This is a genomic window from Aurantimonas sp. A2-1-M11 (assembly GCF_036549475.1).
Taxonomy (GTDB): domain Bacteria; phylum Pseudomonadota; class Alphaproteobacteria; order Rhizobiales; family Rhizobiaceae; genus Aurantimonas.
Window position 1 is genome coordinate 26,558 of the sequence record NZ_JAZHLI010000002.1, and the last position, 25,369, is coordinate 51,926.

Sequence of the window (25,369 nt, forward strand, 5' to 3'; positions counted from 1 at the left end):
GATTGGCGAAGAATCCGACCATCTCGAGGACTATGTCGCGGTGGCGCCTTCAGTTCATCGCGTACCAGATCCGCGGGTTTTCGGCCGAGGCGATCTTCAGCCACGACAGATCGGTTCTGTGCCACTCGCGCAGCACATTGCCGCGATTGTCGAGGACGAAGTCGCCGGCAGTTGTCCGTGCGACGAGGACCGCGTGACCCTCGCCATGGCGCGTGCGGGCTACGGCCATCAGCAGCGACGAAGCCGGTATGCCGGCGCGGATCAGGGCGCGGCGCTTGGTCAATGCGAAATCCTCGCAATCTCCGCTCGCTGTGTCGACGTTCCATACGTCGGAGCGCTCGTTGCGCGGCTTGATCGCGCGGTTGACCTGCCGGTTGACCCGCTCCAGAAGCCGACGCGACTGGGAATTCCATGCGATCGTCGCCGTGGCGCTGGGACGGCAGTCGCCCGGGTTCTTCTTGCAGAAGAGCACGTAGGAGAAGGGCGCGAGCGTCGTGCGCTGCATCGAGATCCGCTTGACGGCCTCGACGTTGTTCAGTGAGCGGGCAAATCCACTGATGCCGGCGGCGTGAGCCTCCACCAAGGTTGTTGCCGACAGCGCAACAACAACACAGAACTTCGCGATGTTTTTCAGCGTCGACAGGGTCGCCTCCGGTTATTTCTTGACTGGAAGCTACCGACGACGGTTTGTGATCGCGTTGTGGAATTGCCTCAAATTCGAACGATCCGGCAGCTTTTTCGTGGAGGGGGTCCCGAACTGCCGTATTGGAAGGCAGTAAGGGATTTGCGGGTCTTTGATTGATGGAAGGATCGTGTCCGAGGGGTGGTGTAGGTCGGCGGCGATGGGCAGCGCTTTCCGGCGAGGCCGGGCTGATCAGCGTGCCGCGGCTGGCAGGCTAATGAGAGGATCATCAGGGGAATCGCATTTGGAAATTTTTGTAGTCTGATTGTTCACTTGCGTTTGCGGTTGCGATGGATTCTTCGCTTGGCCGGCGGATTTTCGCCCTTGGGAGGATGCCGTGGAAGAATTCGTCGCCTGCTGGGAAGGGCTTGATGATCCGCGCACCGGCAATGCCGAACTGCATGATTTCCACGAACTCCTGGTGATCGCGCTGTGCTCNACCGCGTCCCGGCAACCAGTTGACACGTCGCCAACCGCGATTCGGCCGGTCGCGGACATGTGACGCACACGGTGGAACACGGCGGCAGTGACCGCCGGGCTCCTGATGGTCTCGTGCGGCGGCTACTTCTTGCCGCCGAAGAGGTTGGCGAAGAATTCCACCATCTCGGGGACCATGCGCTGGCCGTAGCCGCCGGCGGCTGCCAGCGACAGCGCCTGCTTGGGGGCGTTCGACATGACGCTCGGCACGCCCAGATCGTCGGCCATGCGGCTGTAATAGCCGACATCCTTGCGGGCATTGGCAACCGAGAAGGCCAGCATGTCCGGCTTGCCGTCGACGGCATAGGCCTTGACGAAATCCATCATGCCCGACTTCAGCGGCCCCGCCGACATGACGCCATAGAGCGTGTCGCGCTCGATGCCGGCCTGGTCGGCCATGGCGAAGGCTTCCGACATGGCACAGGCGGTCGTCATGGCGAAGAAGTTGTTGATCAGCTTCAGCGTATGGCCGGCGCCGAGCGGGCCGACATGGAAGATGTTCTCGCCCAGATCCTCGAAGACGGGCCTGGCCCGTTCGAAGGCCTCCGTGCTGCCGGCGGCCATGATGTTCAGCTTGCCCTCGACGGCATGGGAGGGCGTGCGGCCAAGCGGCGCGTCCATGTATTCCGCGCCGGCTTCAGCCACGGCCGCAGCGATCCGCTTGGTGGAATCGGGCAGCGACGTGCCGAAATCGATGACGAGACTGCCCGGGCGCAGGCCGGCAATGACGCCGTCCTCGCCGAACATGCGCGCCTCTACCGAGGCGGAGGTGTCCATGCACAGCATCACGATGTCGCTGCGGCCGGCGAGTTCGCGCGAGGTGGCCGATTCGACCGCACCACGCCCGACCGCCGCATCGACATTCGTCCGGCTGCGATTGGCGATCACGGTCATCGGGTAGCCCAGCCCCTGCATGCGCCCGACCATGGCCGATCCCATGAGTCCGAGGCCGATGAAACCGATGGAAGGCTGATTGGTCATGCTCGATCCTTTTGCTGCTGTCCGGCGGCGGGCCGATCTCGGTGGCCGCCGGCGACGCTGAAAACCATCGATACTCCGGTACCGACTGGCACAGCGTATACGTTGTTGACCCGGTCGAGTCATCGGATATAGTCGGAGCCGGGAGAAAATACTGCAATGCAATATTGCATCGCAGCAAGGAGGGTGCGTGTTCAACTTGAACAACGCGTCACAATGGGAGGAACAGCATGAATTTCGGATATCTCAAGGGTACGGCCGCCGCGCTTCTACTTGGCGCCAGCGTCGTCGCGCTCGGATCGGCCGCACCGGCCGCCGCGCAGGTCAAGCTGATTGGCGCCAGCCAGTTCGACGAGAACCACGCCTTCACCAAGACGATGCGCAAGTTCGAGGAGCTGGTGACGGCCTGCTACACCGAGGAGCCGATCGAGTTCGAGATGCATCTCAACTCCGAGCTTGGGCTGGAGAAGGACTACGTCGCCTACATGAACCAGGGGCTGTCGGTGGATTATGCCGTGGCCTCGCCCGCCCACATGTCGACCTTCTCGAAAATGGCGCCGTTGATGGACATGCCGTTCCTGTTCCGGGACGAGGACCACTGGAACAAGGTGCTCGAGGCGGATGCCCTGAAGCCGATCGCCGACGACATCCTGGAAAAGGCCGACATCCGGCTCCTGGGCTATGCCGGCGGTGGCACGCGCAACATCTTCGCGACGCGGCCGGTCACCAACATGGAGGAGATGAAGGGCCTGTCGATCCGCATGCAGGGCGCCCCGATCTGGACCAGCGTCTTCAATGCGCTCGGCGCGGCACCGACCGTGATCGCCTATAACGAGGTCTACAACGCCATCCAGACCGGCGTGATCGAGGCCGCCGAGAACGAGGCGGCCGGCGTCGAGCAGATGAAGTTCTACGAAGTGGGACCGGATCTGTCGCTGACCAAGCACGCCATCACCATCCGGCCGCTGATGATGTCGAACAAGACCTATCAGCGCCTGCCGGAAGCCCTCCAGGCGTGCATCGACGAGGCGGGTCCGCAGGCGGGCCAGCATGGCCGCGAGATCGAGAGCAGCGAGGACGGCAAGAAGGTCGACGCCATGGTCGAGAAGGGCTGGATCAAGACCCACGAATTCACCGACCGTGAAGCGATGCTGGCCGCCGCCAATCCGGTGCTGGAAGCCTATGCCGAGGAACTCGGCGCGGCCGACGTCCTGAAGAACATCCAGGCGATCCAGTAGTTCGCCCTGCGCCGGGGCGGTCCTGCCGCCCCGGCGTCGTCAGCTGCCTTCGCGTTTCCCCGCATAATCGGTAGAGTTCATGCATCGCATCCTCGACGCAGTCCACCTCGTCCTCAAAGTGGCGCTGGGCCTGCTCGTCGCCGGCCTCATCATTCCCGTGACGATGCAGGTGCTGTCGCGTTCCGACTACGTGCCGCGCTACATCTGGACCGAGGAGGTGGCGCGCTTCTGTTTCGTCTGGATGATCATGATCGGCGCCATGTGCGCGGTGCGGGACGGCACCCATTTCGATCTCGAGATCCTGCCGGAATCCCCCAATCCCAAGGTTGAGCGGGCCAAGCGCATCTTCGTGCATCTGATGATCTCGATCGTGGCCCTGATCTTCGTCTGGTACGGCTGGCAGTTCCTGCTCTTCGGCTGGTACCAGACCTCCGAGATCGCCTCGCTGCCGATGAACTGGATGTTCGTCGCCTGGCCGCTGATGGGCGTCATCACGCTGCTCTTCATGGCCGAGAAGATCATGATCGAGCTGCGCCGCCCGATGGGAGAGGTGGCATGACCCCGGGTTTCGTCGCGGCGCTGCTCTTCGGGCTGTTCCTGCTTTTCATCATCCTGCGGGTGCCGGTCGCCTTTGCGCTCGCGCTCGCCTGCATCCCGGTGTTCTTCCTGGAGCCGCGGCTGACGCCGATCCTCCTGCTGCAGGAGATGTTCCGCTCCTACAATTCCTTCGTGCTCCTGGCGGTGCCGTTCTTCCTGCTCGCCGCCAACCTGATGAACGCGGCGGGCATCACCGACCGGTTGATCCGGCTGGCGCGGGCGCTGGTCGGGCATCTTCCCGGCGGCCTGGGCCACGTCAATGTCGTGGTCTCGATGTTCTTTGCCGGCATCTCGGGAAGCTCGACGGCGGATGCGGCCGGTATCGGCTCGCTGCTGATCCCGCAGATGAAGAAGGAGGGGTTCTCCTCCTCCTTCTCCGTCGCGGTCACCGCCTGTTCGTCGGTCATGGGCGTCATCATCCCGCCGTCGATCCTGATGGTGGTCTGGGGCGGGCTGATGTCGGTCTCGATCGGCGGGCTGTTCCTGGCCGGCATCATCCCGGGCATCCTGATCGCCGGCGCGCAGATGACCACCGTTTACATCTACGCGAGGCGCCACGGCATGGGGCTGCACGCGCGTGCGACCCTGAACGAGCTCGCGGGCGCGATCCTGGGGGCGGTGCTCGCGCTGATGACGCCGATCATCATTGTCGGCGGTATCGTCGGCGGTTTCTTCACGCCGACCGAGGCCTCGGTGATCGCCGCGCTCTATGCGCTCTTCCTCGGCGTGGTCGTCTATCGCACCATCGGCGTGCGCCTGCTGACCGAGGTCCTCTACGACACCGGACGCTTCGCCTCGATCGCGCTGTTCTGCATCGGCACCGCCAGCGCCTTCGGCTGGATCCTAGCCTATTTCAAGGTCCCGGCGGCCCTCGTCGCCTATGTGCAGGCGATGGATCTCGGCGTCACCGAGATGGGCTTTGCCGTCGCGATTGCGTTCCTGGTCATCGGCTGCTTCATCGACGCGATCCCGGCGATCATCATTCTTGGCACGGTGCTGTGGCCGGTCACCCAGTCGGTCGGCATGCATCCGATCCACTTCGCCATGATCGGCGTGATCAGCCTCGCCTTCGGCCTCGTGACGCCGCCCTACGGACTGTGCCTGCTGATCTCGTGTTCGGTCGCCGGCATAACGGTCAAACGAGTGTTGCGGGACGTCACGATCATTCTCGCGCCGATGCTGGCGATCCTGGCGCTTGTCATCATCTTCCCGTCGATCAGCCTCTGGCTGCCGCGGATGCTGATGCCGCAATTCGTCAACTGAGCGATCGGCCCAGGGAAAGGAGCGCGGCACCCGGACACGGTATGCCGCGTTTCCCGTTTGCGCCGGGTACGATCGCGAGGAGAAACGCATGACACGCAGCGATCGACGGCCGGACCTGTGGCTTCATCAACAGGCGATGCCGTTCTGGATCGGGCGGGCGCAGGACCCGCAGCATGGCGGCTTCGTCGACCGGCTGTCGGCCGGCGGCGAGCCCTATGTGGAGGATCCGAAGACGACGCTGGTGCAGGCGCGGATGCTGTTCACCTGCGCCCATGCTCGGCTGAACGGCGGCGGGAGCGAATGCGTGGACGGCGCCGAGACCGCGCTGGCCTTCCTGACGGATCATCTGCGCGATCCTGTCGATGGCGGCTTTTTTCGCGCGGTCGGCCGCGACGGCGACCCGGCCGCGCCCGGCGCGAACCGGGTCAAGGACGCCTACGACCACAGCTTCGTGCTGCTCGGCCTTGCGGCATGGCTGCGGCTCGGTGCTTCGGACGCGGCGCAGACGATGCTCGAGGAGACCTTCGCCTGGTTCCACGGCACGCTCTTCGATCCGGCGACCGGCGGCTATCACGAGGACGACCGTGTCACGCGGCCATCCGAGCCCTATCCGCTGCCGCGCCGCCAGAACCCGCACATGCATCTCTTCGAGGCGCTGCTGGCGCTGTACGAGGCGACGGGCGAGGCGCGCTGGCTCGACCATTCCCGCCGCATCCTCGGTGTCTTCGAGGCGCATTTCTTCGATGCAGATACCGGATCGCTGCGGGAATTCCTGGACCGCGATCTCGGCGAAGCGCCGCCGCCGGCCGGCCGCATCCGCGAACCCGGCCACCAGTTCGAATGGGTCTGGCTGCTGCACCGCTACGCGGCGCTGTCCGGCGACCGGCGCTTCGACCCCCATGCCGCGGTGCTCTACCGGTTCGGCTGGAACCACGGCACGCATCGCGGCGGGCGCCTGGGTGGCGGCGTCTATGACGAGATCGATCCGTCGGGCGCCCCGATGGCAGTCTCGATGCTGCTGTGGCCGCAGACGGAAGGCATCAAGGCGCATCTGGCGCGGGCCGAATCGGCCGGCGACCGCGAGGGCATGACCCGGGCCCGGCAATTGTCGGCGCTGATGTTCAAGAACCACATCGCCGCCGACCGCCCGATCTGGCGCAACCAGATCGACCTCGACGGCAGGACGCTGCAGCCGGACGCCCCGACGCGGCTGCTCTACCATGTCGCCATGGCGATCATCGAAGGCCAGCGGCTGGGTGCGTGGACGCCGCAATAGGGGGCGTCCACCAGAGAACTGACTGAGTGTGCTGCGGCTGCCCGCAACGGGGCTGCACTCGTAATCGCCATCGGCGGGTCCGTCAGGCCCCGTCGGCCGCCACGGCGACGCTGCTTCCGGACCGTCCGGCCTCGATCAGCGCGTCGATCAGGCGATGCACCTTCAGCGCCTCGCGTCCCGAGATCCGCGGCGAACGGCGCTCGTCCAGCGCATCGAGGAAATCGGCGATGGCGCTGCGATGCCAGTCATGGGGGAAGTCCATCGGATTGGCGCCGGTACCGCCGGCGGTCTTCAGCGGCGCGACAAGCTCGGTGCGCCCATCGTGGAAGGCGACGTCGAGTCCGGTGCCGGCCAGGACGGCCGTCCCGTTGCGGCAGATGAACTCGATCCGCTCGGCAAAGCCCGGATAGGCGGCCGTCGTCGCGTCGACCGTGCCGAGCGCGCCGTTTTCGAAGCGGATGCCGGCAGCGACCATGTCCTCGGTCTCCATCACATGCAGCGGACTGGTCGCGGCAAAGCCGCGGACCTCGGCCGCACGCCCAGCCAGGCTCAGCATGAGATCGAGCGTGTGGATGCCCTGGGTCAGGAGAACGCCGCCGCCGTCGCGTGCGAGACTGCCGCGGCCCGGCTCGTCGTAATAGGCCTGCGGGCGCCACAGGCGGATCGTGGTCGAACAGCCGGCGATCTCGCCGAGATTGCCTCCAGCTAACATCCGGGCGAGCGCTTCGCCGGCCGGGCGGAACCGGTACTGCAGGACGATGCCGAGCGTCACGCCGGCGGCTTCGCACGCCGCGACCAGCCGGGTGGCGCGCTCCGTGGTGATTTCCACCGGCTTTTCCAGGAGGACGTTCTTGCCCGCCGCGGCGCATCGCCCGACGATGTCGAGATGCGTGTTGGCCGGGGTCATGACGATGACGCTGTCGACGCCGGGATCCTCGAGGATCGTCTCCAGGCGCTCGCAAGTCGGGAACGGGAACTGCGCCGCGAAGGCCTCGCGCCTAGCGGCTGTCGGGCTGTAGGCGTAGGCGACCTCGACCCGGTCGGCGAGATCCATGAGGCTGCGGGCATGGGCGCCCACCACCATGCCGAGCCCGACCAGTGCGACCCGTCGTTTCTGAACCGTCAAAATCCGTTCCTCCCCCGAATATGCAGTGAACCTTCCCGTTGTTACTGTCGGCCAGATGCCGGGGGATGCCAAGGGTCGATCCGCGCCGCGATGGAGGCGCGGGCGGTGAGGGGAATACGCAAGAAAGCCCCCGGAAACGTCGGTCTCCGGGGGCTTTGTCGTGAACTGCGTTCGGCTTAGCTGCGCTTGCCGTCGATGCGACGCGGCACGTTCAGCGGGTTGGACTCCTGCAGGGCCTTCGGCAGCAGCGCGTCAGGCATGTCCTGGTAGCTCACCGGACGCAGGAAGCGCGCGATGGCGAGCGTGCCGACCGAGGTGGAGCGGCCATCCGACGTCGCCGGGTAGGGGCCGCCGTGCACCATGGCCGGGGCGACCTCGACACCGGTGCCGAAGCCGTTGACCAGGATCCGTCCGGCCTTCTCCTCCAGCACGGGCAGAAGCTTGCGGGCGTCGTCGTGGTCGCCCTCTTCCATGTGAACGGCGATGGTCAGCTGACCTTCCACCGCTCCTAGAACCTTCTGGAGTTCGGCTTCGTCGGTGCAACGCACGATCAGCGAGGTCGAACCGAAGACCTCTTCCTGCAACTCGGGATGGGCGAGGAAATCGCCCGCCTTGGTGGAGAACAGGGCGGCCTGGCCCTGGAACTTCTCGCCGACCTTGCCTTCGGCCAGCTTCTCCACCTGGGAGTGGCTGGCCAGGCGCTCGACGCCCTCGCAATAGGACTTGTGGATGCCCGGCGTCAGCATGGTCGCGGCCGGCGCCTCGCCGAGTGCCGCACTGGCGCCCTTCACGAAGCTCTGCAGGCCGTCGCCGTCGATGGCCAGGATCAGGCCGGGATTGGTGCAGAACTGACCGGCACCCATGGTCAGCGAGCCAACGAAGGCCTTGCCGATCGCTTCGCCGCGTGCGGCGAGCGCGCCGGACAGAAGCACGACCGGGTTGATCGAGCTCATCTCGGCATAGACAGGGATCGGCTCGGGGCGAGCGGCGGCCGTGGCCATCAGCGCCGTACCGCCACCGCGCGAGCCGGTGAAGCCGACAGCCTTGATGCGCGGATCGGCGACGAGGCCCTGGCCGATGTCGCGGCCGGAGCCGAACAGCATCGAGAAGACGCCCTCATGCAGGCCGCAATCCTTGACTGCCTTCTGCACCGCCTTGCCGACGAGTTCGGACGTGCCGGGATGGGCCGAATGGGCCTTCACGATGACCGGGCAGCCGGCGGCCAGCGCCGAGGCCGTGTCGCCGCCCGCGACCGAGAAGGCCAGCGGGAAGTTGGAGGCGCCGAAGACGGCGACGGGGCCGACGGCGACATTGCGCAGGCGCAGGTCGACGCGGGGCATCGGCTTGCGGTCCGGCATCGCCGGGTCAATGCGGGCTTCCAGGAAGGAGCCTTCGCGCACGGTGGCGGCGAACAGCCGAAGCTGGCCGACGGTGCGCCCGCGCTCGCCTTCGACACGGCCCTGGGGCAGGCCGGTCTCGGTGACGCAGCGCTGGACCAGCTCGTCGCCGATATCCATGATGTTCTGCGCGATGGTCTCCAGGAACACCGCCCGCGTTTCCAGATCGGTCTCGCGATAGATCGGGAAGGCTTCGGCGGCGAGCGCGCAGGCCTTTTCCAGATCGGCACGCTCGGCGGCGCCGAACGCCGGCTGGAGCTTCTCGCCGGTCGCGGCGTCGAGACCGAAGATCTCGCCTGCGCTACCGTGTCGTGTCGCGCCTCCGATAAGGAGGTCTCCTGTCAAAGCCATCAATTCACCTGTCATTTGCAGCCATGCCCGCTCTGCCGAGGCGAACGGGCGATTCAGTACCCGGAATGTTTGTCACGGGTGGCGAGCTTTCAATGCATACGTCGAGATTAGAGCGCCATGCATCCGACCGGATGCTCTAACCCGTTGAAACTCCGCATCGTGCTTTCTGAAAATCTATCCGATCTTCGTGTCAGGGCGGCAAGGCCGAAAGGCCATCTGCACGAGTCATGCGACGCGTCGGCGCCATTCGCCGATGACCCGCCACACGTGTCATCATATGACGCTCGGGGCAAGGCCGGCGATGTGCTATGGGTCGCGACCGGGAGGGCGACCAGCCCAAGGGATACATTGCCGTCGCCGGGTCGGAAGCCTGGAGTCGGTCAGTGAGGGCGGCTTGGGCCGGCGCGGCGGTGTGAGGCGCCGACCTGCCGGTGAGCGCAAGTTCGGACGAAGGGGGCATGATGGAACGGCGAAGGCTTGGAACGAACGGACCGGAGGTCGCGCCCGTGGGGCTCGGCTGCATGAGCTTCGGAGGCATCTACGGGGCAACCGACGTGGTGGAGAGCCATCGCACGCTGGCCCGGGCGATCGATCTGGGGATCGACCACCTGGATACCGCCGACATCTATGGCCAGGGCGTCTCGGAAGAGGTGATCGGCAGCTTCCTGAAGACCCGGCCGCACCGTTTCGTCATCGCCACCAAGGCCGCGATCAAGGTGTCGCCGCAGCGCAGCTTCGACAATTCGCCCGACCATCTGCGAAGTGCCCTCGAAGGCTCGCTGCGCCGGCTGGGCGTCGAACATGTGGATCTGTTCTACATCCACCGGCGCGAGGCCGGGCGCCCGATCGAGGACGTGATGGCGACGCTGGTGCGCTTCAAGGAGGAGGGCAAGATCGGCGCGATCGGCCTGTCCGAAATCTCGCCGGGCACGCTGCGCCGGGCCAATGCCGTGCATCCGGTGGCCGCGGTGCAGAACGAATATTCCCTCTGGACGCGGCTGCCCGAACTCGGCCTCATCCAGGAATGCGAGCGCTCGGGGACTGCGCTGGTGGCCTTCTCGCCGCTGGCGCGCGGCATGTTCGGCGCCAGGAAGCTGGTGCCGGCTGATTTTCCGCCGGGTGATTTCCGCATCACCAATCCGCGTTTCATGGAGCCGAATTTCAGCCACAACCTCGCCGCTGCCGACCGCTTCCGGGCGTTCGCAGCGGAGCGCGGCCAGTCGCCTGCGGCGCTGGCAATCGCGTGGGTGCTGCACCGCTCGGCGCAGATCGTGGCCATCCCCGGCACGCGCTCGGCACTGCATCTGGAAGACGATGCCGCGGCAATGGCGATCCGCCTGTCGCCGGAGGACATGGCCGTCATCGAGGCCGTGCTGCCGGTGGGCTTTGCCCATGGCGACCGCTATTCCGACGCCCAGGCCGTCGGGCCGGAACGCTATTGCTGAGCCGGCACATCAGAGCCGGCCCCGGCCGCCTTGGCGCGGGCCTTCCGGGCGAGTTAAGCTCGCAGCTCGCGCCCCGGCCGGCGCCGATCCACCGCCCGCATCCGCGGGATCCATCCGGCGTGATCCTCGCGCCATCTGCAGGACGGTCTTTCCGACCGCTCATTTCCTCGAGGTCGATCCGAACATGACCCAGTCGCAAGCCAACACCCGCAACGGTGGCCGCATCCTGGTGGACCAGCTCCTGAAGCAGGGGGCGGATACTGCCTTCTGCGTGCCCGGCGAGAGCTATCTGGCGGTGCTCGACGCACTGTATGACAGCCGCGACGACATCCGCCTGATCAATGCCCGCCACGAGGCCGGCGCCGCCAACATGGCCGACGCCTACGGCAAGCTGGCCGGCCGGCCGGGCCTGTGCTTCGTCACACGCGGGCCCGGTGCCTGCCACGCGGCGGTCGGCGTCCACACCGCCTTCCAGGATTCCACGCCGATGATCCTGTTCGTCGGCCAGGTCGGCCGCGACATGCGCGACCGCGAGGCCTTCCAGGAGATCGACTACCGGCGGATGTTCTCGCCCGTCGCCAAATGGGCCGCCGAGATCGAGACGACCGCGCGCATTCCCGAATATGTCGCGCGGGCCTACCAGGTGGCGATGTCGGGACGGCCGGGGCCGGTGGTGCTGGCGCTGCCCGAGGACATGCTGACCGAGATGGCCAGCGTCGGCGATGCGCCGAAGGTGAAGCCCGTCCAGGGGCATGTAACCGCCGACGACGCTGCGGCGATCCGGGCGATCCTCGCCGAGGCGAAGCATCCGCTGCTGCTGGTCGGCGGCAGCGGCTGGACCGACGAGGCGGCCCGCGACATCACCGCCTTTGCCGAGGCGAACGGGCTGCCGGTTGCCAGCTCCTTCCGCCGGCAGGACGTGGTCTCGGCCGCTTCCTCCAGCTTCGTCGGCGATTTCGGCACGGCCGGTGCGCCAAGCCTGGTCAGGCGGATGCAGGAGGTCGACGTCCTGATGGTCGCCGGCGCCCGGCTCGGCGAGATGACGACCAAGGGCTATACCACCCTCGACACGCCATCGCCGCGGCCGCGGCTCATCCATGTCCATGCCGGCGCAGAGGAGGTGGGCCGGGTGTTCCAGCCCGAACTCGGCCTCTGCGCCTCGCCGGCCTCGCTGGCCGGTGCACTTGCCGAGGCCCGCTGGTTCGAGCCGTCGCATTTCGAGGGCTGGCGGACGCAGCTGCGCCAGGAATTCCTTGCCGACGTGGAGCCGGAGCGGGAGGCGGGTGCGCTGGATCTGGCGGCGGCCTTCACCACCCTGCGCGAACGGCTGGAGACGGACGCCATCGTCACGCTGGATGCGGGCAACCACACCGGCTGGCCGCAGCGCTATCTGCGCTACGGGCGGCCCGGGCGGCAGATCGGATCGACCGCCGGCGCGATGGGCTATGCGGTGCCGGCGGCGGTCGCCGCGGCGATCGCCCATCCCGACCGCACCGTGATCGGCTGCGTCGGCGACGGCGGCTTCCAGATGAGCGGCCTCGAACTGGCAACTGCGGTGCAGTATGGCGCGCGGCCGATCATCTTCGTCTTCGCCAATGGCACCTACGGGACGATCCGCATGCATCAGGAGCGGGAATATCCCGTCCGCGTCGTCGGGACGGACCTGCAGAACCCGGACTTTGCCGCCATGGCGATTGCAATGGGTGCGCATGGCGAACGCGTCACCACCACGGATGAGTTCATGCCCGCCTTCGAGCGGGCGCGCGCCTCCGGCAAGGCGGCGCTGATCGAACTCGTCACCGATGCCGAGCGCATCTCGACCCGCACGACCGTCACGAAGCTGCGCGGCCTCAGCAAATAACCGCCGTTTCAGCCTGCGGCCGGTCTTCGCCGCGCAGCAGGCTGCCAGGCACATCCATTTTCAGGACCACAGCACTCCGGGAGGACACGCACCGATGATCGATCTCTACACTTGGACCACGCCCAATGGCCGCAAGGTCTCCATCGCGCTGGAGGAAATGGGGCTTCCCTATGAAGTCCACTCCGTCGACATCACCAAGGACGAGCAGTTCGATCCGGAATTCCTGAAGATCGCGCCCAACAACAAGATCCCCGCCATCGTCGACCGCGACACCGGCCTGACGCTGATGGAATCGGGCGCGATCCTGATCTATCTGGCGGAAAAGTCGGGCAAGCTGATGCCGAGCGACCCGACGGGCCGGATGAAGACCATCGAATGGCTGATGTGGCAGATGGGCGGCTTCGGCCCGATGCTGGGCCAGGCGCACCAGTATCTGAAGTTCAACAAGGGCAAGGCGCCCTTCGCCGAGGAGCGCTTCTCCAAGGAAGTCCGCCGGCTCTACGGCGTCCTCGACACCCAGCTCGGCCGCGAGCCCTATGTGGCCGGCGAATATTCGATCGCCGACCTGTCGATCTGGCCCTGGGTGTCGCGCCACGAATGGCAGGAGATCTCGCTCCACGACTTCCCCAATGTGAAGCGCTGGTATGTGGAGCTTGCCGGGCGCGAGGCCGTGCAGAAGGGCTATCACGTGCCGAAATTCACCCAGGACATTCCGATGCCCTGACGGTCTCATGCCTGGAAGAACGGAAGAAGGCGGGGCGCACGGCGTCCCGCCTTCCTCGTGTCAGCCGTTGCGCGGCAGCCGGCTTTCGGCCGGCACCTCCAGCAGGTCGCTGGGCTCGATGGGCGCGTTCTCCGGCGCCTCCACATGCCCCGTGTCGACCTTGCGCTGGCTGCGCGGCACATAGTCGGGGGCTGGCCAGCGCATGTTGAGGAACAGGCCCAGCGCCCCCAGACCGGCGCCGACCAGGTCGGTCGTCAGGCCGGGCTTGATCAGCGTGAAGGCGGCGATGACATAGATCGCCCGCGTCGGCCAGTTGGCCGGTTTCAGCAGATAGCCCGAGAGCCCGCCGGTCAGCAGCGTGACGCCGGTGATTGCGGTCACGACGGAGATGGCGACCTTGTCCCAGTCGCCGATCAGCAGCAGCGACGGGCCGAAGACGAACATGAACGGGATGATGTAGCCGGTCAGCGCCAGCTTCACGGCCGCGATACTGGTGTCCCAGACCGCCGAGCGGCTGATGCCGCAGGCCGCGTAGACGGCGATCGCGACCGGCGGGGTGATGGCGGACAGGATGGCGAAGTACAGCACGAACATGTGCGCCGCCTCGACAGCCACGCCGAGCCGCACGAGTGCCGGCACCAGCAGCGCCACCTGGACGATGTAAGCGGGGGTGGTCGGCATGCCCATGCCGAGGATGATCCCGGCCACCATGGTCAGCAGCAGCGCCGGCAGCAGCATGTCCTGGGCCGCGGCACGCACGATGCTGGTGAAGGTGAGGCCGAGCCCGGTCTGGGCGATGACGCCGATGACGATGCCGGCCGTGGCGCAGGCCATGGCCACGATCACCGAGTTGATGGCGCCGGCCTCCAGCCCGTCGATCAGCTTGGCGATGGTGAATTCGCTGCGGGTGGTGCTGCGCATCAGGACGACCGGCACGACCGAGAAGATGCCCATCAGCGCCGAGAAGGGGGCGGAGAAACCGTACATCAGCGTGCCGATGATGATGACCAGCGGCAGGAAGAGATGGCCGCGCTCGCGCAGCACTTCGCCGACGCGGGGCAGATCGGCCTTGGGCAGGCCCTTGAGGCCCTGCTTCTTGGCCTCGAAATGCACGGCAAGGAAGACTGCGAGGTAGTAGAGCAGGGCCGGCAGCAGCGCGAAGGCGGCGACCTTGAGATAGCTGACGCCGAGAAACTCGGCCATGACGAAGGCTGCCGCGCCCATGATCGGCGGCATGATCTGGCCGCCGGTGGAGGCGACCGCCTCGACCGCGCCGGCAAAATGCGGCGGGTAGCCGATGCGCTTCATCAGCGGGATGGTGAAGGTGCCGGTGGTCATCACGTTTGCGACCGCCGAGCCCGAGACCGAGCCGAACAGGCCCGAGGTGACGACGGCGACCTTGGCCGGGCCGCCGGCCTGGCTGCCGGTGAGCGCCAGGGCGAAATCCATGAACAGCTTGCCGATGCCGAGCCGCTCGGCGAGGGCGCCGAAGATGACGAACAGCACGACATAGGTGGCGGACACCTGCGCCGGGATGCCGAACAGCGCGTCGGTCGTCATGTACTGGTATTCGAGCAGGCGGATGAGATGGGTGTTGGTGAAGAACACCTGGTAGCCGAGGAAGATCAGCGCGGTGATCGGCAGGATCGGGCCGATGGCGCGGCGCGTGGCTTCCAGCACCACGACGATCATTAGCGTGGCGAAGCTCAGGTCGGTGGCCGAGACCGGCCCGACATAGGCCATCCGGGTGTTGAAATATTGCTGCTCGACGATGGGATAAGCCGAGGCGGCGATCGAGCCGATCAGGAACAGCCAGTCGAGCGGACGAGGGGCCTTGCTCTGGCCCGAGGCGAACATCGGCAGGGACAGATAGGCCAGCACGAGCGCAAAGCCGAAATGCGTCGCGCGAAGGGTGAAGGCGTTGGGCGGCCCGAAATAGGCGACATACAGGTGGAAGAGGCTCATCGTCACGGCGACGACGGTGATCGACCGCTTCAACCAGAGTTCGTGTCGGAACATCTCACCCCCCGTGGACAGGCCAGTCCGCTGGACCCGTCGCTGTGCCGCCCGCAGGCTTCCTCAAGCAGAAGGCGTGCGGCTCCTCCCGAAGCCGCACGCCCATCGTTTCGTCCTACATCTCGATGCCGTTGGCCTTGTAGAAGGCCTTGGCACCCTCATGCATCGGCACGCCAACGTCCTGGGACATCTCCTCGACGGTGATGTCCTTCATCGCGGCGGCGATGGCGGCGAGATCCTGGCGGTTCTCCCACATCTTGCCGAGAATGCCCTCGACCAAGCCGGCGTCCAGATCGCAGCGCGCGATGACATGGGTGGCGTAGCCCACCGCGGTCACGTCCTCGTCCTGGCCCGGATAGGAGCCCGCGGGGATGGTCACCGCCGTGTAGCCGGGATTGATCTCGGTCTTCATCTTCTCGATGAAGGCATCATCCAGCGGCACGATCTTGATCTCGGACGAATTGGCGAGATCCATGATGGCCGAGGCCGGCACCGTGGTTCCGAGGGTGAAGATGTCGGAATTGTTGTCCTGCATCAGCGAGACGCCGTCCGAATAGGACACGTAGTCGACGGCCGCGAGATCCTCATAGGTCAGGCCGGCGGCCTGCAGGACGGCGCGGGTCACCTGCTCGGCGGTGTTGCCGACCGGCTGGGTGGCCAGCCGCTTGCCGGCGAAGTCCTCGACCGTTTCGATGCCGGTGCTGGCGGTGGTGACGATCTGGAAATACTGCGGATAGAGCGTTGCGAGATTGCAGACATTGTCGGCCTCGCCCTCGAAGGGCTCGCGCCCCTTGATGGCGTCGACGGTCGAGATGGAATTGGCGAAGCCCATGTCGGCAGCGCCATTCTGGACGCCCTGGACGTTGGCGACACCGCCGCCCGGCAGGACCTGGATCCCGACGCCGTCGGGCGCCATGCCCTGGATGGCGCCGCCCAGCGGATACCACGAGCCGCCCTGCGGGCCGGTCATCAGCCGCAATTGCTGCGCCTGTGCCGGCAGGGTCATCGCCATGCCCACTCCGGCGAGTGCGAGCGTCAGTAGGGTCTTGTTCATGTCTTTCTCCTCCCATTATTTGCGCCCGTCACGGGCGCTCGGTCACGTCGACGCGCCCTCCCGCTCGAACAGGAAGGCGGCGCCCGCCCGTTCGGCAATCTCGCGCAGTTGCGCGGCGAGCTTCGCAGACAAGGGGATGCCGTGCGCCAGCCTGTCGGCCTCGCGGGCATATTCGGGGTCTCCCGCCACCATCACGGGCGTGGCGGGGTCGATCGGATCGGTGGCGCGCAGGCCGTCGACCATCCGGTCGAGATCGTCCTCGAATTCGGCGCGCGAGCCGCGGATCATCGCCGGATCGAGCGCAAGGATGAAATGGCCGACATCGTGCTTGCGGCCGGGCTTGCCGCGCAGCGGCGTCAGCGCGGCGCCGGACAGCACGCTGGACAAGATTTCGACCATGGTGGCGAGGCCGTAGCCCTTGTGTCCGCCCAGCGGCACCAGCAGCGGGTCGAGCAGCGCCAGGGCGGGATCGCGCTGCGGCGTGCCTTGGCGCGTCAGGGCCCAGCCCTCCGGCAGTTCCGTCTCCGCCCGCTGCGCCAGCTTCAGCTTGCCGATGGCCGCTGTGGACGTCGCCATGTCGAGGAGAAACGGCTTGCCGCGCGCCGACGGGGCGGCGAAGGCGATCGGATTGGTGCCGAGCTTGGGCTCCAGCCCACCGGTCGGCACGATGCCGGCCCGCCAGACGGAGGAGGTGGAGATGCCGATCAGGCCCTGTTCGGCCAGGCGCCGCACATAGACGCCTGCTGCGCCGTAATGGTTGGAATTGCGGATCGACACGGCCGCGATGCCAAAGCGCGAGGCGCGTTCGGCCGCCATGTCGACCGCCATCATGCCCGGGACCTGGCCGAAGCCGGCATCGCCGTCGATCAGCGCCACGGCGCCCATGTCATGCACGATCCGGATGTCCGGTGTCGCGGTGGCACCGCCATTGGCCAGTTGCTGGTCATACAGCGGCAACAGGGTCAGGCCATGCGAATCGATCCCCATGAGGTCTGCCGACACCAGCACGTCGGCGGTCACCGCCGCGTGGGCGTCGCTCATGCCCCAGGCGGTCAGGATCGCCAACGCCTGTCGCCGCCAGGTCGCGCCGGCGACCCTCTCGGCCGAGTCGAACTGCATGCCGTTTCCTCCGGCCGGTTCTTCCTGCGATCTTATGACATGGGGATCGCTTGGGAAGGGACGCCATCATGCCAGTGCCAAAGTTGTCAAGCGGCATCGCGGCAGCGTATGGGATCGGGGGCATCGACGGACGGCCAGACGTCGCTATGCTGCCATGGCGTCTTGCGGGGGCGAGACGCGTCCAGGTCGTATGATGATTCAAGGGGAGGGTCGACGCAATGACGTCGCAGAAGAAGATCGCCGTGGTGACCGGTGCAGGCACCGGCGTGGGCAAGGCCATCACCACCGCACTCGTCGCCGACGGGTTCACGGTCGTGATGACCGGACGCCGGCGCGAAGTGCTGGAAGAGGCTTCCCGGCAGATCGGCGAGGATTCGACCCTGGTCGTGCCGGCCGACATTTCCGACAAGGCATCGGTCGAGGCGCTGTTTGCTGAAGTTGAGACGCGCTTCGGCCGGCTCGACCTCCTCGTCAACAATGCCGGCACCGGCACGCCCGCCATCCCGATGGAAGAACTGACCGCCGAGCAGTGGAACATGGTCGTCGGGGCCAACCTCACCGGCGCGTTCTTCTGCACGCAGGAAGCGTTCCGGATGATGAAGGCGCAGACGCCGCATGGCGGCCGGATCATCAACAACGGCTCGGTCTCGGCGACGACGCCGCGTCCGAACTCGTCGCCCTATACCGCCACCAAGCATGCCATCACGGGCCTCACCAAGGCGACGGCGCTGGACGGCCGGCCGTTCGACATCGCCTGCGGCCAGATCGACATCGGCAACGCCACCACCGAGATGACCGCCCGCATGTCCAAGGGCGTGCTGCAGGCGGACGGCACGACGGCGGTCGAGCCGACCATCGACGCCGGCCATATCGGCCGCGCGGTCGCCCACATGGCGAGCCTGCCGCTGGAAGCCAACGTCCTGACGATGACGGTAATGGCGACGCAGATGCCCTTCGTCGGCCGCGGATAGCGCCCGTATCCGTCCGGGCCACCGTCCGGCCCGGACGCCCTCGTGACAGACAAGCAGAGCAGGAAACACGATGACCGCATGTTCCGCCGTCCGGCCCTATCGCGGGGTCTATCCCGTCGCGCCGACCATTTTCACCGAGGACGGCGTGCCGGATCCCGAGGGCCAGCGCCGGGCGATCGACTTCATGATCGACGCCGGCTCGACCGGCATCTGTATCCTGGCGAATTTCTCCGAGCAGTTCGTGCTGTCCGATGCCGAGCGCGACGAGCAGATGCATCTCGTGCTCGAGCATGTCGCGGGCCGTGTGCCCGTGATCGTGACCACCAGCCACTTCTCCACCGACGTGTGCGTCGCGCGCTGCAAGGCGGCCGAAGCTGCCGGCGCGGCGATGGTCATGGTGATGCCGCCCTATCACGGCGCCACCTTCCGGGTCGGCGAGCGGCAGGTCTTCGAGTTCTTCCGGGCGCTGTCCGACGCCATCTCGATCCCGATCATGATCCAGGACGCGCCGGTCGCCGGCACGCCGCTGCCGCCGGCGCTGCTCGCCCGCATGGCCGCGGAACTGGAGAACGTCTCCTATTTCAAGATCGAGACCGCCGGCGCGGCGTCGAAGCTGCGCGAACTGATCGCACTCGGCGGTGACGCTATCGAAGGTCCGTGGGACGGCGAGGAGGCGATCACGCTGATGGCCGATCTCGATGCGGGCGCGACCGGCGCGATGACCGGAGGCGGCTTTCCCGACGGCATCCGCCAGATCGTCGATCCCTATTTTGCCGGCGACCGGGCCGCGGCCGTGGCGGCTTATGCCCGCTGGCTGCCGCTGATCAATTACGAGAACCGCCAGACCAGCTTCGCCACGGCCAAGATCCTGATGAAGGAAGGCGGCGTCATCGCCAGCGACGCGGTGCGCAAGCCGATCGCGCCGGCGCATCCGGACACGCGCGCAGGCCTCCTGGAACTGGCGCGCACGCTGGATCCCCTGGTTCTGCGCTGGGGCCGCTAGGTCCTCGGCGCCTGTGGTGACGCCGGCGCCGCCCTCCGCGCTGAACCACGCGCCACATCCAAGGGAGACGAGACAGATGAGCACAAATCCAGCGGGCAATACCGGGGGCGGGCCGTCGCCCCGTTACGTGTTCGCGCCGGCAGAAACGGTCGCCGTTCCGGTCGTCGGCAGCGACGCGCTGTTTCCGGTGCACCGCATCTATTGCGTCGGCCGCAACTATGCCGCCCATGCCGTCGAGATGGGGCACGATCCCGACAAGGAACTGCCGTTCTTCTTCCAGAAGAACCCCGACAATCTGAGCATCGGGGACGGGGAATTTCCGTACCCGCCACGCTCCAGCGACGTGCATCACGAGATCGAGCTGGTGGTGGCGCTGTCCGGCGGCGGCAAGGACATCCCGCTGGAATCGGCGATGGACCACGTCTTCGGCTATGCGGTCGCGCTCGACATGACCCGCCGGGACCTGCAGGCCGAGGCCAAGAAGCTCGGCCGGCCGTGGGAGGTGGCGAAGGCCTTCGAGCATTCGGCGCCCTGTGCGCCGCTGGTGCCGGCCTCGCAGATCGGCCATCCGACCGAAGGCGCGGTCTGGCTCGACGTTAACGGCGAGCGCCGACAGACGGGCGACCTCAACCAGCTCATCTGGAAGGTTCCGGAGATGATCTCCTACCTGTCCAGCATGTTCGAACTGCGCGCCGGCGACCTGATCTTCTCGGGCACGCCGTCCGGCGTGGCCGCCGTCGAGCGCGGCGACCGCATGCATGCCCATATCGATGGCATTGGCGCTCTGAAGGTCACCGTGGCCTGACCGGGCATCGGCGATCGCTGCCCCGGCTGCCGCGGCCGGGCAGCGCGCCCTAACCGCGGGTCGCATCGCCACGCTTTGGCGGCTTGCCGCCGCGCCGGATGGAACGGGAGCCGCCGCATGTACACAGCCAGCACGGCCTTTCTGGACGCCCTGAGCGAAGCCGGCGTCACCCATATCTTCGCCAATTTCGGCAGTGACCATCCCGGCCTCATCGAGGCGATTGCCGAGGCGCGGGCCAAGGGTCGCACGATCCCGCGGGTGATCACCTGTCCGTACGAGATGGCGGGCATGAGCGCCGCCCACGGATTTGCCCAGGTGTCGGGCCAGGCGCAGGCCGTGATCGTGCATGTGGAATGCGGCACCCAGGCGCTGGCCGGCGCGGTCCACAATGCCGCCAAGGGTCGCGTGCCCATGCTGATCTTCGCCGGCGCCTCGCCCTTTACCCAGGAAGGCGAGATGCGGGGCGGCCGCAACGAATTCATCCAATGGATCCAGGACGTGCACGACCAGCGCGGCATCGTGCGCGGCTACATGAAATACGACAACGAGGTACGCACCGGTCGCAACGTCAAGCAACTCGTCCATCGTGCGATGCAGTTCGCCGGCTCCGAGCCGCGGGGGCCGGTCTATCTGATGGGCGCGCGCGAGGTCATGGAGGAGGAGATCGCCGACCCGGTCACCATCGATCCGGGCCAGTGGGGGGCTCTCGCGCCGGCCGCGCTGCCCGAGGCCTCCGTGAGAACGATCCTCGACGCGCTGGCGAAGGCCGAGCGACCTCTGGTGGTGACCTCCTATGTCGGGCGCAATCCGGCGGCGGTTCCCGAACTCGTCCGCTTCTGCGAGCGGCTTGGCATCGGTGTCCTGGAATCGGTGCCGACCGCCATGAACTTCCCGCACGACCATCCGCTGTACCGCGGTAATCAGTGGAACGAGCCGCGGCAGAATCAGGCGCTGGCGGACGCCGATTGCGTGCTGGTCATCGACAGCGACGTGCCCTGGATCCCGACGATCAACCGGCCCGCCGCGGACGCCATGATCATCCACATGGATGTCGATCCGCTGAAGGAGGCGATGCCGCTCTGGTACATCGGCGCCCGCCACGCCTTCCGCACCGACGCGGCGACGGCGCTCGGCCAGCTGAACGCAGCGCTGGACGCCGCCGCACCCCCGGACGATGTCGTCGATGCACGCAGCCGCCACCATGGCGCGGCGAGTGCCGCCCGGCGGGAGGGACTGGCCGCGCTGGAGGCCGGCGCGACGGACGCGATCACGCCGGAATTCGCCACGGCCTGCGTGCGCCGGCATGTCGATGCCGACACGATCGTCCTCAACGAAGGCATCACCAACTATCCGGTGATCTTCAACCATATGCAGATGTGCGAGCCCGGCTCGATCTTCACCTCCGGCGGCGGCTCGCTCGGCTGGAACGGCGGCGCTGCCATCGGTGCCAAGCTCGCGGCACCGGACAAGACCGTCGTCGCGATGACCGGCGACGGGTCCTACATGTTCTCGGTGCCCTCCAGCGTGCACTGGATGGCCGCCAGATACGGCACGCCGTTCCTCCAGATCGTCTACAACAACGGGGGCTGGAAGGCACCGCGCTTCTCGGCGCTGGGCGTTCATCCCGACGGCTATGCAAGCCGGGCCGACGATCTCGACATCAGCTTCGATCCGGTGCCGCGCTATGCCGACATCGCCGCAGCCGCGGGCGGCGCTTTTGGGCGGCGCGTGGAGCGGCCGGAAGAGCTGGAGGCCGCCGTCGCCGAAGCGTTCGACATGGTGCGCAACAAGGGCCGCTCGGCGGTGCTCGACATCTGGCTGTCCCGGTCGTGACGCCGCTTGTCCGCCGTCTGTCCGACGGGGGATGGCGGAGCCGCCGACACCATGACAGTCTTGCCGACGGCAGAACGACCTGACCGGGAACCGGGAGGCGATCCGGATCGGGCGAAACGGCACCCGCGGGTGCCTGACGACAACAGCGGAGGAGGACGCCATGTTGACGATGAAGAGACGACAGTTCCTGGCAGTGACTGCGGGCGTGCTCGCCGCGCCGGCCCTGATGCGCAAGAGCTGGGCCGCCGATCCCGAGGTGACGCTGAAGCTTCACCATTTCCTGGGACCCCAGGCGCCGGCCCACACCCAGATGCTGGAGCCGTGGGCGAAGGCGATCGAGGAGGGATCGGGCGGCCGGGTCAAGATCGAGATCTACCCGTCGATGACCCTCGGCGGCGCGCCGCCGCAGCTGTTCCGCCAGGTCGCCGACGGCGTCGTCGACATCGTGTGGACGGTGAACGGCTACACGCCCGGGCTCTTCCCGCGGTCCGAGGTCTTCGAGCTGCCGACGATCTTCACCAACGACATCGCGGCGACCAACCTCGCCATGCGCGAGATGTATGACGAATATCTGGCCCCGGAATACGAGCCGGTGCACCTCCTGTTCAACCATGTCCATGCCGGCCAGGCGATCCAGATGGCCAATACGCCGGTGCGGACCGTCGCCGACACCCAGGGCAAGAAGCTGCGCGTGCCGGGTCCGACCGGCAACGACGTCGTGAGCGCCATGGGCGCGACGCCGGTGACCATGCCGGTGCCGGACCTGCCGCAGGCGCTGTCGACCAACGCCGTCGACGGGGCGCTGATCCCCTGGGAGATCATTCCGGCCCTCAAGCTGCAGGAGGTGACGCAGTACCAGATCGAGGGGCCGGACAGGACCCGGTTCGGCACCACCACCTTCCAGGTCTCGATGAACAAGGACCGCTGGGAATCGCTGCCGGACGACATCAAGACGGTATTCGACGACAATTCCGACGAGGCCTTCCTGCGCAAGATCGCCGATGTCTGGCGCGCGGCCGACGACAGGGGCATCCAGATCGCCGTCGACGCGGGCAACGAGCATATCATGCTGACGGCCGAGGAGATGCAGACCTTCAACGATGCGCTCGCGCCCGTCGTGGAGAAATGGCAGGGCGACCACACCGATTTCGACTCGGCGGCCATCGTGACCGCGGCGAAGGCGGCACTGGACAAGCACAAATCCTGATGACGCGTGACGGCGACACGGCCGGCGGGGCGGAAACGCCCCGCCGTGATGGCCGACTGGCGGCCGGTGCGCGGCTGGTCGCCAGGGCCGTCCGTTTCTGGGCACTCGTCGGTGGCGTCCTGTTGACCGGCCTGGCGGTGATGACCGCCCTCAGTGCCGGCTCGAACATTTTCCTCTCGGCGCCGTTTCCGGCCGATCACGAGCTGGTCAAGCATTTCGTCGCCGTCGCCATCTTCATGTTTCTCCCCTACTGCCAGCTCAGCGGGGCGAACGTCACGGTGGACATCTTCACCGAGCGGATGGGCGAGGCGGCGAAGGCCGCGATGGTGGTGTTCTCGGCGATCTTCGCGGCGGCCTTCGCCCTCCTGCTGCTCCGGCAGATGTCCTTCGGCCTGCAGAGCTACATCCAGTATCCCGAGGTCACGCCGGTGCTGAAGCTGCCGCTGTGGACCGCCTTTCCGCCCATTCTCCTGTCGCTGCTGCTGCTGTTTCTGGCAGCCGTGGTGACGGTTCTCGACGGTATCGCCGGCATGCGCGGCCGGCCGAAATGGACCGAGGAACCGCGCGCCGCGGCGAGCAGGCAGGACTGAGATGATCGATCCGTTCCTGCTCGGCCTGCTCGGCATTCTCCTGCTGTTCTTCCTGATCGTGGTCAGGGTGCCGATCGCCTACACGATGATCCTGGTCGGCATGGCCGGCACGGCGATCGAGTCGGGTTCGACGGTGCTTCTGTACCAGTTGAAGGACCTCGCCTACGCGCAGTTCTCGAACTACGATCTGTCGGTCCTGCCGATGTTCATCCTGATGGGCGGGCTGGCATCGCGCTGCGGGCTCTCGCGGGATCTCTTCCGGGCCGCCAATGCCTGGCTCGGCCGCTTCCATGGCGGCGTCGCCATGGCTTCCATCGCGGCCTGTGCGGGCTTCGGCGCGCTGTCCGGCTCGTCCACCGCCACCGCCTCGACCATGGGGCAGGTGGCGCTGCCGGAGCTGCGACGCTTCAAGTTCTCGCCGTCGCTGGCCACCGGCACGATCGCCGCGGGCGGCACGCTGGGCATCCTGATCCCGCCGTCGGTCGTACTCATCGTCTACGCCATCATCGTGGAGACCAACATCGTCACGATGTTCGCCGCCGCGCTGATCCCGGGCATCCTGGCGATGCTGATGTTCATGGCGACGATCGCGCTCTATGTGCGCCTCGTCCCGGGCTCCGGTCCGGTCGGCGAGGCCGTGCCGCGCCGCGAACTGGTGGCCGCGACGATCGCGGTGATTCCGGTCGCGATCATCTTTGGCATCGTCATCGGCGGCATCTATGCCGGCATCTACAGCCCCACGGCGGCGGCGGCGATCGGCGTCTTCCTGGTCGCACTCTATGGCTTCGGCATGGGCCGCATGGACTGGGGGCAGTTCGTCGAGGCGCTGCTGGAGACGGCGCGCACCAGCGGCATGATCTTCCTGATCCTGCTGGGCGCCGAACTCCTGAAGATCTTTATGGCACGGGCCGGCGTGCCCCAGGCCGCGGCGGAGTTCCTCCAGAACAGCGGCATGGCGCCCTTCGAGATCCTCGCGCTGATCATCGTGATCTTCCTGGTCTTTGGCTGCCTGATGGACAGCCTGTCCATGGTGATCCTGGCGATCCCGTTCTTCTGGCCGGTCGTTGCCGGACTCGATTTCGGGCTGGGGCCGGACGAGACCAAGATCTGGTTCGGCATCATCATCCTCGTGGTGGTCGAACTCGGCCTGATCACGCCGCCCGTCGGGCTCAACGTCTTCATCATCAACTCGCTGTCGCCGGACGTGCCGATGCGCGAGACCTTCAAGGGTGTGATGCCGTTCTTCGGCTCGGAGATCATCCGGGTCGTGCTGCTGATCGCGTTTCCCGCGATCTCGCTGATCCTGCCGCGACTGCTGCAATGAGCGCCCGCCGACACCGGGCCTGACCGCCGGGG

The 25,369-nt window shown here is 66.8% G+C and carries 21 protein-coding genes; 14 read left to right on the top strand and 7 right to left on the bottom strand.

The window, feature by feature from the left end; genetic code table 11:
• Positions 1-49: 49 nt before the first annotated feature.
• Together VQ042_RS01045 and VQ042_RS01050 are read right to left on the bottom strand one after the other, a co-directional pair.
• Positions 50-580 carry a transglutaminase-like cysteine peptidase gene (locus VQ042_RS01045; RefSeq protein WP_331814832.1) on the bottom strand — a complete coding sequence of 177 codons (531 nt, stop codon included), beginning with the start codon at positions 578-580 and terminating at the stop codon, positions 50-52.
• Between the two features lie 663 nt (positions 581-1,243).
• Positions 1,244-2,263: an NAD(P)-dependent oxidoreductase gene (locus tag VQ042_RS01050; RefSeq protein WP_331814571.1), complete on the bottom strand. Its 1,020-nt coding sequence runs from the start codon at positions 2,261-2,263 to the stop codon at positions 1,244-1,246.
• 104 nt (positions 2,264-2,367) lie between these two features.
• Between VQ042_RS01050 and VQ042_RS01055 the strand changes: the two genes are divergently transcribed.
• From VQ042_RS01055 to VQ042_RS01070, 4 genes are all read left to right on the top strand, one after another.
• Complete coding sequence (locus VQ042_RS01055; RefSeq protein ID WP_331814572.1) at positions 2,368-3,375, top strand: TRAP transporter substrate-binding protein; 1,008 nt, start codon at positions 2,368-2,370, stop codon at positions 3,373-3,375.
• Positions 3,376-3,454: 79 nt separating this feature from the next.
• Positions 3,455-3,934, top strand: a complete 480-nt coding sequence (locus VQ042_RS01060) for a TRAP transporter small permease (RefSeq protein WP_331814573.1) — start codon at positions 3,455-3,457, stop codon at positions 3,932-3,934.
• Positions 3,931-5,235 carry a TRAP transporter large permease gene (locus VQ042_RS01065; protein WP_331814574.1) on the top strand — a complete coding sequence of 435 codons (1,305 nt, stop codon included), beginning with the start codon at positions 3,931-3,933 and terminating at the stop codon, positions 5,233-5,235. The genes VQ042_RS01060 and VQ042_RS01065 overlap by 4 nt, the downstream gene beginning before the upstream one ends.
• An 88-nt stretch (positions 5,236-5,323) precedes the next feature.
• Positions 5,324-6,511, top strand: coding sequence for an AGE family epimerase/isomerase (locus tag VQ042_RS01070; RefSeq protein ID WP_331814575.1), 1,188 nt, complete (start codon positions 5,324-5,326; stop codon positions 6,509-6,511).
• A gap of 82 nt (positions 6,512-6,593) precedes the next feature.
• On the opposite strand, the gene VQ042_RS01075 is transcribed toward VQ042_RS01070, so the two are convergent.
• A complete protein-coding gene (locus VQ042_RS01075) occupies positions 6,594-7,637 on the bottom strand; it encodes a Gfo/Idh/MocA family protein (RefSeq protein WP_331814576.1) in 1,044 nt (347 codons plus the stop codon).
• Positions 7,638-7,813: 176 nt separating this feature from the next.
• Positions 7,814-9,385, bottom strand: a complete 1,572-nt coding sequence (locus VQ042_RS01080) for an aldehyde dehydrogenase (NADP(+)) (protein WP_331814577.1) — start codon at positions 9,383-9,385, stop codon at positions 7,814-7,816.
• Between the two features lie 458 nt (positions 9,386-9,843).
• Between VQ042_RS01080 and VQ042_RS01085 the strand changes: the two genes are divergently transcribed.
• The 3 genes from VQ042_RS01085 (at position 9,844) to VQ042_RS01095 (ending at position 13,415) form a co-directional block, all read left to right on the top strand.
• Positions 9,844-10,830 carry an aldo/keto reductase gene (locus VQ042_RS01085; protein WP_331814578.1) on the top strand — a complete coding sequence of 329 codons (987 nt, stop codon included), beginning with the start codon at positions 9,844-9,846 and terminating at the stop codon, positions 10,828-10,830.
• Positions 10,831-11,014: 184 nt separating this feature from the next.
• Complete coding sequence (locus VQ042_RS01090; protein WP_331814579.1) at positions 11,015-12,691, top strand: thiamine pyrophosphate-dependent enzyme; 1,677 nt, start codon at positions 11,015-11,017, stop codon at positions 12,689-12,691.
• Between the two features lie 94 nt (positions 12,692-12,785).
• On the top strand, positions 12,786-13,415 hold the full coding sequence (locus VQ042_RS01095; RefSeq protein ID WP_331814580.1) for a glutathione S-transferase family protein: 630 nt from the start codon (positions 12,786-12,788) through the stop codon (positions 13,413-13,415).
• A gap of 60 nt (positions 13,416-13,475) precedes the next feature.
• Here VQ042_RS01095 and VQ042_RS01100 read toward each other — a convergent pair whose 3' ends face one another.
• The 3 genes from VQ042_RS01100 to VQ042_RS01110 all read right to left on the bottom strand — a co-directional run bounded on the left by VQ042_RS01100 (position 13,476) and on the right by VQ042_RS01110 (position 17,604).
• Entirely contained in the window at positions 13,476-15,434 is a 1,959-nt protein-coding gene (locus tag VQ042_RS01100) for a TRAP transporter permease (RefSeq protein ID WP_331814581.1), read from the bottom strand.
• 112 nt (positions 15,435-15,546) lie between these two features.
• Complete coding sequence (locus VQ042_RS01105) at positions 15,547-16,485, bottom strand: TAXI family TRAP transporter solute-binding subunit (protein WP_331814582.1); 939 nt, start codon at positions 16,483-16,485, stop codon at positions 15,547-15,549.
• 42 nt (positions 16,486-16,527) lie between these two features.
• Complete coding sequence (locus VQ042_RS01110; protein WP_331814583.1) at positions 16,528-17,604, bottom strand: Ldh family oxidoreductase; 1,077 nt, start codon at positions 17,602-17,604, stop codon at positions 16,528-16,530.
• Positions 17,605-17,822: 218 nt separating this feature from the next.
• Between VQ042_RS01110 and VQ042_RS01115 the strand changes: the two genes are divergently transcribed.
• From VQ042_RS01115 to VQ042_RS01145, 7 genes are all read left to right on the top strand, one after another.
• Positions 17,823-18,575 (top strand): SDR family oxidoreductase, encoded by a 753-nt coding sequence (locus VQ042_RS01115; RefSeq protein WP_331814584.1) that lies wholly within the window; start codon positions 17,823-17,825, stop codon positions 18,573-18,575.
• 70 nt (positions 18,576-18,645) lie between these two features.
• Positions 18,646-19,578 carry a dihydrodipicolinate synthase family protein gene (locus VQ042_RS01120; protein WP_331814585.1) on the top strand — a complete coding sequence of 311 codons (933 nt, stop codon included), beginning with the start codon at positions 18,646-18,648 and terminating at the stop codon, positions 19,576-19,578.
• Between the two features lie 76 nt (positions 19,579-19,654).
• Positions 19,655-20,383 (top strand): fumarylacetoacetate hydrolase family protein, encoded by a 729-nt coding sequence (locus tag VQ042_RS01125; RefSeq protein WP_331814586.1) that lies wholly within the window; start codon positions 19,655-19,657, stop codon positions 20,381-20,383.
• Positions 20,384-20,500: 117 nt separating this feature from the next.
• On the top strand, positions 20,501-22,216 hold the full coding sequence (locus tag VQ042_RS01130) for a thiamine pyrophosphate-requiring protein (protein WP_331814587.1): 1,716 nt from the start codon (positions 20,501-20,503) through the stop codon (positions 22,214-22,216).
• Positions 22,217-22,376: 160 nt separating this feature from the next.
• Positions 22,377-23,423, top strand: coding sequence for a TRAP transporter substrate-binding protein (locus VQ042_RS01135; protein ID WP_331814588.1), 1,047 nt, complete (start codon positions 22,377-22,379; stop codon positions 23,421-23,423).
• A complete protein-coding gene (locus VQ042_RS01140; protein ID WP_331814589.1) occupies positions 23,423-24,013 on the top strand; it encodes a TRAP transporter small permease in 591 nt (196 codons plus the stop codon). The genes VQ042_RS01135 and VQ042_RS01140 overlap by 1 nt, the downstream gene beginning before the upstream one ends.
• 1 nt (position 24,014) lies before the next feature.
• Positions 24,015-25,337 (top strand): TRAP transporter large permease, encoded by a 1,323-nt coding sequence (locus tag VQ042_RS01145; RefSeq protein WP_331814590.1) that lies wholly within the window; start codon positions 24,015-24,017, stop codon positions 25,335-25,337.
• Positions 25,338-25,369 lie beyond the last annotated feature (32 nt).